Source organism: Neobacillus niacini, from assembly GCF_000759675.1.
Taxonomy (GTDB): domain Bacteria; phylum Bacillota; class Bacilli; order Bacillales; family Cytobacillaceae; genus Neobacillus; species Neobacillus niacini_A.
Genome location: NZ_BAWM01000020.1, coordinates 438,353 through 452,052, shown reverse-complemented (window position 1 = coordinate 452,052; position 13,700 = coordinate 438,353). Strand labels below are relative to the sequence as shown.

The 13,700-nt window shown below is 38.7% G+C and carries 10 protein-coding genes and 2 pseudogenes; 10 read left to right on the top strand and 2 right to left on the bottom strand.

Annotated elements, in window-relative coordinates; translation table 11 throughout:
* The gene (locus TR08_RS11975; RefSeq protein ID WP_045518406.1) at window positions 1-930 is read right to left on the bottom strand and encodes an ABC transporter ATP-binding protein; all 930 of its coding nucleotides are present in this window, start codon (window positions 928-930) and stop codon (window positions 1-3) included.
* A 489-nt stretch (window positions 931-1,419) separates the two neighbouring features.
* Here TR08_RS11975 and TR08_RS30970 point away from each other — a divergent pair.
* Together TR08_RS30970 and TR08_RS11970 are read left to right on the top strand one after the other, a co-directional pair.
* Window positions 1,420-1,539 (top strand): annotated as a pseudogene (locus TR08_RS30970) (transposase); the annotation flags it as partial.
* 459 nt (window positions 1,540-1,998) lie between these two features.
* Window positions 1,999-3,324: a discoidin domain-containing protein gene (locus tag TR08_RS11970; protein ID WP_052427432.1), complete on the top strand. Its 1,326-nt coding sequence runs from the start codon at window positions 1,999-2,001 to the stop codon at window positions 3,322-3,324.
* Window positions 3,325-3,353: 29 nt separating this feature from the next.
* Here TR08_RS11970 and TR08_RS30965 read toward each other — a convergent pair.
* Window positions 3,354-3,572 (bottom strand): annotated as a pseudogene (locus TR08_RS30965) (hypothetical protein); the annotation flags it as partial.
* 503 nt (window positions 3,573-4,075) lie between these two features.
* Here TR08_RS30965 and TR08_RS11965 point away from each other — a divergent pair.
* From TR08_RS11965 to TR08_RS11930, 8 genes are all read left to right on the top strand, one after another.
* Window positions 4,076-5,095, top strand: a complete 1,020-nt coding sequence (locus TR08_RS11965; RefSeq protein WP_045518405.1) for a LacI family DNA-binding transcriptional regulator — start codon at window positions 4,076-4,078, stop codon at window positions 5,093-5,095.
* Between the two features lie 117 nt (window positions 5,096-5,212).
* Window positions 5,213-6,538, top strand: a complete 1,326-nt coding sequence (locus TR08_RS11960) for an ABC transporter substrate-binding protein (protein WP_045518404.1) — start codon at window positions 5,213-5,215, stop codon at window positions 6,536-6,538.
* A gap of 60 nt (window positions 6,539-6,598) precedes the next feature.
* Complete coding sequence (locus tag TR08_RS11955; RefSeq protein ID WP_052427431.1) at window positions 6,599-7,525, top strand: carbohydrate ABC transporter permease; 927 nt, start codon at window positions 6,599-6,601, stop codon at window positions 7,523-7,525.
* A gap of 1 nt (window position 7,526) precedes the next feature.
* Window positions 7,527-8,378: a carbohydrate ABC transporter permease gene (locus TR08_RS11950; protein WP_045518403.1), complete on the top strand. Its 852-nt coding sequence runs from the start codon at window positions 7,527-7,529 to the stop codon at window positions 8,376-8,378.
* 45 nt (window positions 8,379-8,423) lie between these two features.
* Window positions 8,424-9,704 carry a CehA/McbA family metallohydrolase gene (locus TR08_RS11945; RefSeq protein WP_045518402.1) on the top strand — a complete coding sequence of 427 codons (1,281 nt, stop codon included), beginning with the start codon at window positions 8,424-8,426 and terminating at the stop codon, window positions 9,702-9,704.
* A gap of 72 nt (window positions 9,705-9,776) precedes the next feature.
* Window positions 9,777-10,748, top strand: a complete 972-nt coding sequence (locus TR08_RS11940) for an aldo/keto reductase (RefSeq protein WP_045518401.1) — start codon at window positions 9,777-9,779, stop codon at window positions 10,746-10,748.
* Between the two features lies 1 nt (window position 10,749).
* The gene (locus TR08_RS11935) at window positions 10,750-11,514 is read left to right on the top strand and encodes a sugar phosphate isomerase/epimerase family protein (RefSeq protein WP_045518400.1); all 765 of its coding nucleotides are present in this window, start codon (window positions 10,750-10,752) and stop codon (window positions 11,512-11,514) included.
* Between the two features lie 28 nt (window positions 11,515-11,542).
* A complete protein-coding gene (locus tag TR08_RS11930) occupies window positions 11,543-13,651 on the top strand; it encodes a DUF5054 domain-containing protein (protein WP_045518399.1) in 2,109 nt (702 codons plus the stop codon).
* Window positions 13,652-13,700 lie beyond the last annotated feature (49 nt).

Here is a 13,700-nt window from a genome sequence, read left to right as displayed (position 1 = left end):
CTAATCCCTCCATTCCTTCCCTGTAAAAGCAATAAAGACATCTTCCAGACTCATTTCGCGGATGGAGACCTGCTCAACCTGATATTCCCTTTCCTTTGTAAATTTAAATAAGTCCAAAAGGGTATCCTCAGGTTTTATTGTCCAAAGCTTTAATGTCGTACCTTCAAGCTCCGTCCGGGAGACTGAATCGAGATTGTTCGCGAAAACGTCAGCCTCGTTCGCTGCTTCTTCACCGTCAAGGAAGGATAATCGTACTTCTCGTTCTTTGGTTAGTTTTTCAATCAGGGCTGACGGTGTATCGATTGTCACGATGTTCCCTTGATCAACGATACATACACGATCACTTAGTTTTTCTGCTTCTTCCATATAATGTGTCGTTAGAATGGTGGTTTTTCCGAGTTTTTTTAGCTCGAGAATAATATCCCAAATATGACGGCGTGCTTGAGGATCAAGACCAGTTGTAGGTTCATCAAGGAAGATAATGTCGGGATCACTAATCATCGCAAGTCCAATCGCCAGACGTTGTCGCTGACCGCCAGATAGTTTTTTTACCTGGTTTTTACGGTGTTCGGTTAGGTTGATAAGTTCGAGAATTTCTTCTGTTGGCCGGGCTTTTTCATAAAAGGTAGCAAAAAGATCTAGATTTTCTTCTGGAGTTAATAAGTCGAACATCGCACTTGATTGGGGTTGGACCCCGATTTGCATCTTAATCGCTACTGCATGATTCCCCCAGTTCATTTCTCCAAAATGTATTTCCCCTTGATCAGGGGTAACCAACCCTTCAATCATTTCAAGCGTGGTCGTTTTTCCGGCCCCATTTGGTCCGATGATGGTGAACACTTCTCCGGCTTCTACAGAGAAGCTAATGTCCTCTACAGCACGAATCGACCCAAATGTTTTTTGTAGGTTCTTCACTTCTAAAACGTTCATTTACTCTCCAACCTTTCCTCGAAGATCAAGACTTGTATTGGATACAAGTTTCCCTTTTTTTGTATATGTTCTCTTTAAGGAAATCATTCGAACTTTCGACTAATTATGGGTTAGTCCGGAGCTGTTTAACGTATCGTCATAACATGGAGATTCCTAAGTGTCACAGTTCTTTGTAATCGTTTCCTAAACTAGTAGTTAAATCGGTTTAATAATAAATAGATCAAAACTCTTAGTGAATATTAACCAATATATGATAAAACTACTAAAATATAAAATATTTTCTAAAAAGTATATTCTGAATATTGTATTGTTTTGAATTTGTGATTATCATGAAAGCGTGTTTAACTATTTAACCGGATTTATGATTTTATTGTCACATTATGCTACATTTACGATATTTCGCTTAAATTTCTTGATTTATTTAATGAAAATTAAAGATAGTTTTTGCTTTTTTCTATTAAAGTATTAAACCGTTCTAATAGAAGTGCAGTTCCCACTGATTATGTCCATTTCCTCTATTCCCTGCGTTGGCAGATTGAAATTTTATTTAAAACATGGAAGTCATTATTTGAAATCGATGAATGCAAAGCGATCAAAAAGAACGCCTTGAGTACCACCCCTGTTTAAAAAAAAGAATAGGTTTGAGAAAAAAAGATGATTGAAATATGGTGCAATTATACTATTCTGACTTTTTGGAAAATTTATTGACTTTGACTAATAGATATAATATAGTCTTTTCTTGTAAACGCTTTTATTAAACCGGTTTAATTCACAAAGATTTTGTGTCGAGTGAATGAAAAAAGTTGATTCGAAAGTGTTTCATCAAATTTTTAATAGTTTAAGGGAGGATAGCTGATGAAAACTTCTATAATTTGATTTTAAGCAATCAATCATGAGTGTATTTTGGTATTAATAGTGTCTGAGATGAAATAGTATGTGAAAATGAAAGGCAGCCACTGTAGAAGAATCCAAGAGATTTAGAAGTAAGTGCAAAGAAATTTGGAAGAGACTCTTTAGGAAATCAAGAAACAAAGAACAATGGGAAATTATTGTATAGGAGGAAAAATAGTGAACAAATTTAAATCTGCATTATCATTTTTGATGTTGATCACAATGGTTTTATTTCCGATAATGTCGCAAGCAAACGCAGAAGAAGATTTGGTACAAGATCCTTCCGCAAAATCGAAACAGTTGAAAGTAATGAGCTATAACTTAAGATACGCTAGTGCCTCAGGCCCTGATTCATGGGGAGACCGACGACCTGTTATGGCTCAACTGTTGGATATAGAAAAACCGGATATCATCGGAACTCAAGAAGGCCTCTTTCACCAGTTGAAAGATATGGAGGAGGATATGCCTCAATATGACTGGATTGGAGAGGGAAGAAGAGGCGGCAGCAAAAGCGAATACATGGCGGTCTTTTATAACAAAAAACGTTTTTCACCGTTGGAATACGATCACTACTGGCTGTCTGATACACCAAACGTTATTGGTTCAACCACATGGGGTGAAAAATGGGATAACCGAATGGTCACCTGGGTAAAATTTATGGATAAAAAAACAAAGCAAGAGTTTTATTTCGTTAACACTCACTTAGACCAAAGTTCAGCAGAATCGAGAGAAAAAAGTGCAAAATTAATAGTTGAAAAATTATCCGAATTTGAACCACACTTGCCAGTTATCATTACAGGGGATTTTAATAGCAAATCTAATTCCATACCTTATCATACCATCATTAACGATGGCGGATTTACAGATGCTTGGGCACAGGCTGAAACAAAGATTGGAGAAAACCTCGGTACCTTTAACGGTTTAAAGGATCCGACGGGTGGCGGACCGGGTAACATCATTGACTTCATTTTTTATAAAGGTAATTTAAAAGTGAAACAAGCCAAAATAAATGATTATACAAAAAATGGGCAGTTTCCTAGCGACCATTTTCCAGTCATTGCAGATTTAGCCATTGAACCTAGTCAGTACTCAGAAAATTTAGCGTTAAATAAAACGACAATCGGCACAACAGCCTGCAATCAAGCGGAAGCAGCCGGAAATGCATTTGACGGAACTATCTATAATAACAGTAAATTTTGTTCTAAAACAGTACCGGCATTCGTTCAGGTTGACCTAGGATCACCTCAAGCCGTATCTGATTTTGTCATTAAACATGCTGGAAATGGTGGAGAGAATCCGGGATTAAATACGAAAGACTTCAACATCGAGGTAAGTGAGGACGGGACAAATTGGACGAGGGTTGTGGAAGTAACCGGAAACACTTCCAATACAACATTGAATGAAATTTCTCCGGTATCCGCCCGCTATGTGAAGTTAAACGTGGTAAATGCCGGAAGTGACAATGTAACACGAATTTACGAATTTGAAATTTACAGCAATTAGTTTGAAGGGACAAACTTAGTATTCTCCTAAGAATCGTTTGTTTTCTTAAGGTGACGGCGAACTCTCTTGTCAAGTTCAGGACCATATTGATGTACCCAACGCATGATGGTTGTGTGAGCGATGGATAAGCCTAGTTCCTCTATCATTTTCACCAAATCACGAAAACTGAGATTGTACCGTAGGTACCATCTTACAGTTAGCAAAAAAGCGGAGATCTTGAAACAAACAGTGGAAGGCGAAAAAACCAACTATGTTCCTTCCAGTTTTGTTAAAGACCAATAGAATGTACACTTTTTCTAGATAAAGAGGTTGCTAGTTTACTTGTAGAATAAAGAAACAGTCAACTACAACGAGTGTAGTTGGCTGTTTTTCTATCTTGTAAACACTAGCGATTAAATCGATTTAATAAAAACAGAACCAAATACCTACTAATCAATCAAGTTGTATATGATGAAATTATTGATATATAGAAATTTCCCCAAAATGTATATTCTTAATATTGCTTTATTTTAGAATTCTCATTATAATGAAAGCGTACTCAATTATTAAACCGGTTTTATGAATTCTGCCGTGAGTTACAATCGAACTTATACGAATATTTTGTTTTAATGTAAATTTCCACAATGGGAAAATGTCTGGAATCGTTTGTCACTAAAGTATTTTCATACATATTTACGTATTTTATTAGATTAAATAATTTTTTTGGTGCTGATTAAACCGGTTTAATGACCGGAAGAAAGAAGATGAAAAGATGGTTACAATTGCTGATGTTGCCAAAAAAGCTGGAGTTTCCAAGGGAACGGTTTCGAGTGTGTTTAGTAAAAAGAGACCGATTAGTGTCGAGGTAACTGAAAGGGTATTAAATGTAGCGAAGGAACTAAACTACGTCCCGAATCACGCTGCGAGAAGTTTGGCAATGAAGAAAAATATGATTATCGGGCTAAAAATGCCTACGTTGGACACAGAATTAAGCAGCTTTGATTTAAAAGTGATCAATGGTGTCGTCAAAAAGTGTACAGAAAGTGGATACCGAGTCCTTCTTGACCGGGTATATGAAAATGAAGAGTCAGCCATTTTTTCAAGGGATCCAGTAGATGGAGTTATTTTATTAAATCCAAAAGAAGAAGATCCGAGAATTGTTCAATACAAGCAATTAAATTTGCCTTTTGTACTCATAGGAAGACCGGACCAAGAGGATACCTATACTAAATTTGTTGATAACAACAATACAGAGATTGTGAAAGAAGTTGGGGAGTTCCTAATTGAAAATGGCCATCAAGATATTCTCTTTCTCAATGCTTCCTATGGGATGACGGTAGCGGAGGATCGTATGGAGGGCTTAAAGCGGGCCTATGAAAATTTTGGTTTACCTTTTAAAGAAGAGAATGTGGTTTACAACAATCAAGAAAAATATAAGTGTGCTTCCGACTATGGATTTAATAGTTTGCTAGATACCTTTCATGTAAAAAAATACACAGCCATCATTGCAGATACAGATCGTGTTGCATTAGGGGTGCTTCGAGCTGCAAGGGAATTGGGGATTAATATTCCAAGTGACCTGTCTTTGATTGCCTTAAGTAACAATGAAACACTTGCATTGGAGACTACACCGAAATTAACGAGTATCGAATTGTTTCCAGAGAAACTGGGGGAAGAAGCAGCAGAAATCTTGATCAATGTTTTAAATGATCAATTGGCACCAAGGCAAAAAATTATACCTGCAAAATTGGTGATAAGAGATTCTTGTAGAAAACCATCTTTAACTCGATAGCGGACTAGCTATCCTTCAAGGGGGTGAGACACCGAAAGTGAATAAGCAAGAGGAAGGCAGCCTTGAACAGACAAAATGTATAGGTTTGCAAGGCCAAACATTACTAGGGGGATTTGTATGAAAAAGTTTTTAGTCGCTCTTTTAGGGGTACTCCTTATTTTGTCAGGATGTCAATCCCAGGCGGGAAATTCCGCAGAAAAACCAAATGAAAAAGTAGATGTAAAGCCGCCTGATCGTGATTTAGTTAAGGATGGGCTGCCTGCATTTAATGAAGAAGTTGCTTCTTTACCAAAAACGGACTTAGAAATATGGCTTGCAGCTGATTATGCCAATGAGAAGCCGATCCAAGATGCCATAAAAGAATTTAAAACCATTTATCCAAATATTTCCGTTAAGACTGTGGGAATTGAATGGGGAGAGATGACGAATAAAGTAAAACTAGCCGTTTCTAGTGGAGCTGTTCCAGATATGGCGCATAATCACGCATTTGCTTTTGGTGCACAAGGGTTAGCCGAGCCTCTTGATGATTTATGGAATGGATGGGGCGAAGAAGATCAGTTTTTACCAGGTGGAATTGAAGATGTAACCTGGAAAGGTGCTAAATATGGTGTTCCACTAGATATTAATACCCTCATCTATTTATATAACAAAAAGGCTTTTGATGAGGCTGGAATTAAGGAAGCACCAAAGACTCTAGACGAATTAACAGAAGTTTCTAAGAAACTAACAAACAAAGATAAAGGTCAATTCGGTTTTGTTACGAATGCGAGTGGCTGGTCATTTTTTGGAAACGTTGTCGCAGAAGGAACAAACATTTTAAAATTTGATGGTGACAATGCTACAGCCAATTTAAATGATCCAATTGTAGTAGAAACAATGAAAAAATATACTGATTTAGCATTGGTTCATAAATCTTCACCAGTACCGCCTCCACAAGAACGTCAAACAGATCATCCTGTTGCGATGTTTGGGACAGGCAGAGCAGCATCTTTCATTTCAGGACCATGGGATATAGCCCGTATTAAAGATGAGTTTCCTGATGCGTATAAAAATTTAGCAACTGCTGTTATTCCTGCTTCTGAAAGAGGTTCAGTATTGGGTGGAGGAAGTTTATTCGTTCCAAAAGGTTCTAAAAACCAAGTTGCATCCTTTGAACTTATGAAATGGTTTGTCTCTGACAAATATTCTATTAGATTAGCAAAAGAAATGGGACGTCATCCAGTTAAAGAGCACCAGTACAACGATGAATTCTTTAATGATCCATTATTAAAGCCATATATTGAAACGTTAAAATATGCACAGCCTTATAAACTAGAAGCATACCCAGAAGCCAATGATGCTTGGGGGAAAGCTCTTCGATCCGTATTTGATGGTGCTGATGTAGAGAAAACACTTGATAATGCACAGGAAGTAGCAGAAAAGGCGATTAAGAACGCAAAATAATCCAAGATAGGAGGGGTATGTGTCTTTTTACATACCCTTTCTAATTAGGGAGTGAAAAGATTGAAAACAGAAACGGTCCCTTCTATGAATATTAAAAAAGCAAAGAATAATAGGGAGCTACATAAGTTCAAGGATATTCTAGGATCTTACTTATTTGTGTTACCAGCTCTAAGTTTTCTATTTTTGTTCTCGATTGTCCCGATTATCTATTTAATCTGGCTGAGTTTTACAGATTATAGTCTCCCTAATCCAGCGGTGTTTATCGGATTAGAAAATTTCTCGAGAATGCTAGAAGACAAGCTGTTTTTGAAGAGTATTTTTAATACATTAGTTTATACGTTTGGCTCAATGGCTTTAGGGCTGGTTTTTGCATTAGCAATTGCCGTTTTGCTTAACAGACAGCTTAAAGGATTACGTATTTTTAAAGTGTTTTACTTTTTACCAACGATTACTTCTGAAGTTATTACAGCGATGATCTTTTTATGGGTGTTTGATAATAATTTAGGAATCTTAAATTATCTTTTAAAAGTACTAGGAATGGAAAATCCACCAGCCTGGTTACTAGAGCCAACTACTGCCATGCTCATTCTCATTTTTATTGGAGCTTGGCGGGGAGCAGCGTATAATACGCCGATTTTTCTCGCAGCTCTTCAATCTGTTCCACAATCGTATTATGAAGCAGCAAGGTTAGATGGGGCCAATGCATGGAAACAATTTATCCACATTTCCTTACCATCGATTACTCATATGCTGGTTTACAGTATGGTCATGTCAGTGATTGGTTCCTTCCAGGTCGTTGCGGTTGTTGATATTTTAACAAACGGCGGACCAATGGATAGTACAATGGTTGCGATTAAACACATTTGGCAGCAATCATTCGAATTTAACTATGTTGGTTACGGGGCAAGCTTATCTTTAGTTTTATTCCCGTTCTTATTATTGATTACATGGCTTCAACTGAAGCTATCTTCTCGAAAGGAATCATAATATGAAAAAGTCTACGATTATGAAGAATACCACTTTATATGGCTTGTTGTTTTTTGTATTACTCATCTTTCTGGGACCATATATCTGGATGTTTATGACAGCTGTAAAATCACAGGGGGATGTGATGGTATGGCCGCCAAAAATCTTTCCATCTGAATTTCATTGGGAGAACTTTTTGAAAATATGGCAAGAAACCAATCTGCCAAGAGCATTTTTTAATAGTTTTATTGTTGCTGTGATCGCTACGGCTATCAATGTATTCCTTTCCTCGTTAGCAGCTTTTGCTTTTGCGAGATTAACTTTTCCAGGGCGAAATAAGTTGTTCTTAATGGTTTTGGCAACAATGATGATTCCTTCTGGTTTAATGGTTGTACCTTTGTTTTTCATGATGAAAAATATGCCATTTTCTGGTCCTAACGGATGGTTGGATTCGTATCCGGCGTTAATCCTCCCGTTTGCAGTTACAGGTTTTGCCATCTTTTTACTAAGACAAAATTTTTTAACCGTTCCCAGGGAGTTAGATGAACAAGCAACCATTGATGGATGTAACAAGTTTCAAATTTTTTGGAGAATTATCCTTCCTTTAAATAAGCCTGGCCTTGCATTAGTTGCTATTTTTAGTTTCCTAAGTCATTGGAATGAGTATTTATGGCCTTTAACGGTGGCGAGATCGCAGGAAATGTATACGATCCAAATTGCATTAAAAGCATTCCAAACCCAATATAATATCGATTGGCCGATGATTATGGCAGGAGCGACAACTGCTGCACTTCCAATGATTCTACTGTATTTTGTCCTCCAGCCTCTTTTCGAACAGGGCTTAGGTGGAATGGGTTCAACAGGGAAAGAGTAGTTCATTTCTGTTTAATAAGGAATCTATCCATGCAGGAGGAAAAACATGGGGATTGACCAAACGTGTTCAATGCATGAAATCAAAACAAGATTTATTTCAAGTAATGAAGAAGGATTGTATATTGAAATCCCATTCACCCTTCCTGCAGATACGGAACAAATCAAGGTTAAGTTGGAGGTCATTCAAGAGGGTCTGGCTTCCAGCATTATTGATTTAGGTGTAAAAGACCAAAATCGTATCCGCGGCTGGAGCGGTGGTGCTCGTTCTGAATTTTTTATCCATCAGGCAAAGGCTACTCCTGGCTATTTACCTGGTGAAATGGAAGCAGGGGATTGGGCTGTTATCCTCAATGCTTATAAAGTTGCTGCAAAAGGATGCACGGTGAAGCTAACGATTGAGTACACTCTTGAAGAGTTCCGCTGGTTAAAAGGTGATCTTCATACGCACAGTGTCCACAGTGATGGGACCTTCACATTAAGAGAAAAAGCTGACATTTGTGAAGAGGCAGGCCTGGATTTCATAGGGTTGACGGAGCATAACGCTGCCAGCCAAAATGACGCCTTTCCGCGTGATGTCGACACACTTTTTATCCCAGGGATGGAGCTTACGACAAACAAAGGACATTTAAACCTTTTAGGGGTAAACGATCCGATTCGCGATTTTCGTGTGAATACAATGGAAGAATTACACAGTGTGTTAAAAGAAGCTCGTGAAAATGGTGCCTATATTACTTTAAACCATCCACATTGCCGAAACACAGGCTGGAAATGGGAACGGGATTTTGACTATGACTGGGTTGAAGTATGGAATGGACCATGGCGCGATGAAAACCAGGATACGCTTGACTGGTGGCAGGAGCAGCTGGTGTCAGGTAAAAGACTTGTTGCCGTTGGTGGCAGTGATGCGCATCGTCCTCATCCTAATGTAATCCACGGCATGCCGACTACATGGGTGTACAGCAAAAGTTTAACATGTTCTGGGATTTTAAAATCTATCGATAAAGGCCATGTTGTTCTTAGCTATTCACCTAAAGGACCATTTATCAGCTTAACTTGCGGAATGAGCATGACAGGTGATGTATGTAAAAAAACAAATCTGCCTGTCCAGTTAAACGTGAAGGATGTTCAATCTAGTGACGTTGTTAAAGTGATTTCCAATCAGGGAATCGAACAAGAAGTGATGGTTAAGGAAGGCCAGGATACGCTGAAATTATCTTGGACAGCCGGCAGCCGTTCCTTTTATAGGGTGGAAGTATGGCGTGATTTTCCTGAAGTAAGATCACAATCATTAGCAGCGTTATCTAATCCGATTTATTTTATAAATTAAATTGGATGGACACCCATATTCAGGATGACATGAATACAGAAGAAATAGATTTTTAGAAACGAGGGGTTGCGGATGAACTATATTACTCTTAAGGGTTTGGTTGACAACAAATCTATCGAAAAAAAGTGTTCACGTTTAATTATGGGAACAGCCGGCTTTTATCAATTTGATGATAGGAAACAGGCCTTTACGATTATGGATCAGTATGTTCAAGCAGGTGGAAATATGTTTGACTCTGCCCATCAATATATTAATAGTGAAGAGATCTTAGGCGAATGGGCTGAATCAAGAGGCATCCGTAAGGATATCTACATCCTGACAAAAGGAGCCCACCCTGATGATCCGGAACCAGGACCACGCTTGACCCCTGAGATGATCAATAAGGATGTTAAGGAAAGTTTAGCAAGGTTAAGAACCGATTATATCGATTTTTATGCCCTCCACCGCGACGACCTAAGTGTTGAAGTGGGACCAATCATGGAAGTATTAAATGAGCATATTTCTGCAGGCAGAATCCATGCAATCGGCGCTTCAAACTGGTCTCATACACGAATCCAGGAAGCAAATGATTATGCGGTAAAACACGGTCTCATCGGTTTTACTTTTAGCAGCCCGAATTTAAGTTTAGCACAATGTAATAAACCCCGATGGGCTGGTTGTGTTTCCGTAAATGAGGAAATCTCTAACTGGCATAAGGGAACGCAAATGCCATTATTATCTTGGAGTTCTCAGGCGGGAGGTTTCTTTAGTGGCCGTTTCTCACCTGATAATCTAGAAAATGAGGAAATGGTTGAAGTCTATTACAGTGAGGATAACTGGGAGCGCTTTAATCGTGCGCAACAGCTTGCGGCAGAAAAGGGAGCAACTGCAATTGAGATTGCCCTCTCTTATGTGTTGAACCAACCATATCCGACAGCAGCAATTATTGGTCCAGAAAAAGTAGAGGAGCTACTATCTTCGATCAGGGGGTCAGAAATTCTGTTAACTTCTGAAGAAATGGACCTTCTCAACTTACGTGAATCGAAAATAGGAGGAGCGAAATAATATGAGACATAAATTTGCTGCCCAACTTTATACAGTACGAAATGAAATAAGTAAAGATTTTCCCGGAGTGCTGCGTGAACTAAAGAAAATGGGCTATGCAGCTGTACAAATAGATGGTCTTTTTGATTATCCAGCAGAAGAAATTGCTGAAGTTTTAAAAGAAGCAGGATTAAAGACAGCGGGAATGCATATCAGCCTTGACCGGATGAACAATGAGTTAGAAACCGTATTAAAGGAAGCTGACTTGTTCGGGACTACCGACTTTTTCTGCCACTACCTTGAGGAAGAAATGCAAAATGTCGAAGGCTATTTGAAAGCAAAGCATGATCTGCTTAAAGTCGCGAAAAAGGTAACACCAAGAGGTTATCGTGTTGGGTATCATCACCATGATTTTGAATTCAGGACACAGATCGATGGAAAATTTGCACTTGATTATATTTTAGAAAAAGAAGATGGGTTGTCTCTTTATCCAGAAGTTGATACCTATTGGGTTAAAATGGCCGGAATTGATCCTCTTTCCTATATGAAAAAATTCCCTAATCGAATTCCAATCCTTCATCTAAAAGATATGACCAATGATGAAAGAAAATATTTTGCAGAAGTGGGAACGGGATCGATTGACTTTGCACCAATATTATTGTGGGGCGAACAAAATGGGGTAGAATTCTATGCGGTTGAGCAAGATTTCTGTCCTGGTAATCCTTTGGACAGTTTGGAGCTTAGTTTGACCAATCTTAAAAAATTGTCCGAAAAAGTAAACGTATAGAGACGTACACAAGGTGGTGAGCGACAACATGAACGATATTGAAGTAGTGCATGTGATTTTCAAAACACATCTGGATATTGGTTTTACCGATTTAGCAGAAAATGTGACAGAACAATATATAAAGTCCTACATACCAAAGGCTATTGAATTAGCAGAAGGTCTGGAGAAAGAAGCCACTTCAGTCGGTTTTGTGTGGACGACAGGCTCGTGGCTGATCCAGGAGTATTTAAAACAAGCAAATACAGAAGAAAAGCAGAAAATGGAAAACGCGATTGCAAAGGGATTTATCGCCTGGCATGGTCTTCCTTTTACGACCCATACCGAATTAATGGATGCGGAGTTATTTCAATACGGGCTATCGATTGCAAAACGATTAGATTCCAGCTATGAAAAACAAACCATTTCGGCAAAAATGACTGATGTTCCAGGGCATACAAAAGCGATGATTCCTTTTCTGGCACGAAACGGAATCCACTATTTCCATATTGGCGTAAATCCAGCCTCAAAGGTTCCTTCCGTGCCATCGATCTTTGTATGGAAGGGGAAAGATGGCTCTGAAGTTATTGTGAACTATGCCGATAACTATGGGGACGTTCTGAAACTGGATGGATTAAAGGAAGTGATGGTGTTTGCCCATACGGGTGATAATTGTGGACCGCCTTCGATTGAAGATATTAAAGCTGAGTTTGCCAGTTTACAAGAAAGGTTCCCGAACGCAGCCATCAAAGCATCAACCATGGATGCGTTTGCGGCCAAGATCCAGGATATTAAACACAATCTGCCTGTTGTTTATGAAGAAATCGCTGATTCGTGGATCCATGGAGTGGGTACCGATCCCAAAAAGGTGGCGCAATACAGGGAGTTACTTAGACTTAGAAATCAGTGGGTAAGCGAAGGCAGATTAGACGTAAATAGTGAGGAGTATACAAAGTTCTCTGACTGGCTGCTATTAATCCCTGAACATACATGGGGTTTAGATGAAAAGAAATATCTTAATGATTATAAAAACTATGCCAAGCACGATTTCCAGCAAGCAAGACAAAGAAACACGATAGACGAAGATTCTGTGTCAGATAAATATTGCTATATTGGTTCATTTGCGATGGATGAGTATGATCGTTTATCCAAGGAAGTTTTTTCAGGTGCACCGAAAAATCGCGACTATCAATTATTTGAAGATTCCTGGAAGGAACAGCGTGGTTATATTCAAAGAGCAGTTTCGACATTATCCTTCGAGCGGCAGCAGGAAGTGTTAGAAGCTTTCCAGGCACTGAACGCTCAAATTCTGGAACCTGGAAGTGAGAGTTTAGAGCTTAACATGTCTTATTCCCTTGGAGGGCTGACTGTATCGTTTGCAGATGACGGCTCTATTTCTAGTTTAGTAGATAGAAGCGGCAAAGAGTGGGCAAATAAACATAAACGGATTGGTGTTTTTTCCTACGAGTCATTTGGTGTAGAAAATTACAATCAATGGTTTGAGGAATATGTTGAGAACATTGGGCAAACATATCGTTGGTCAGAAGCGGACCAGGGAAAACCCGGATTCGAACTCATCACTCCAAGACCAAAACATAAAATCTATCAACCCAAGGTTGTTTCATTAACAAAAACAGAAACCGCAGCAAGTGATGATGTGAGGGTCCAACTGCGTTTGCCTCAGTATCCAGTAGAGTCATTGGGTGCCCCAAAAGAGGTTATAATCCAATATAAATTTTATAAGCAGGATGACCAAATTGATATTGAGCTTCATTGGTTCGAAAAGGATGCAAACCGCTTACCTGAGGCGATGTGGTTTTCATTTGCTCTTGAAGTCGATAATCCAAACATTTGGAAATTGGATAAATTGGGAGAGCGAATTTCTCCACTCGAAGTAGTGAATAACGGAAACCGCAACCTCCATTCTGTTGATAAAGGTTTGTATTATGCCGGGGCAGATGGTGAAGTTGTGATTGAGACAAAAGATTCACCTCTGGTATCACCAGGTGAAAAAAGACTGTTACAGTTTAACAATACCTTTGCTTCATTAGAAGGTGGATTCCACTTTAACCTCTACAACAATATTTGGGGAACCAATTTCCCAATGTGGTATGAAGAAGATGGGAAAAGCAGATTTACATTGAACTTGAAATCGCATTAATAATACAACATAAAGGTCCAATTTATGGGCCTTTACCCATTTTGGGTAA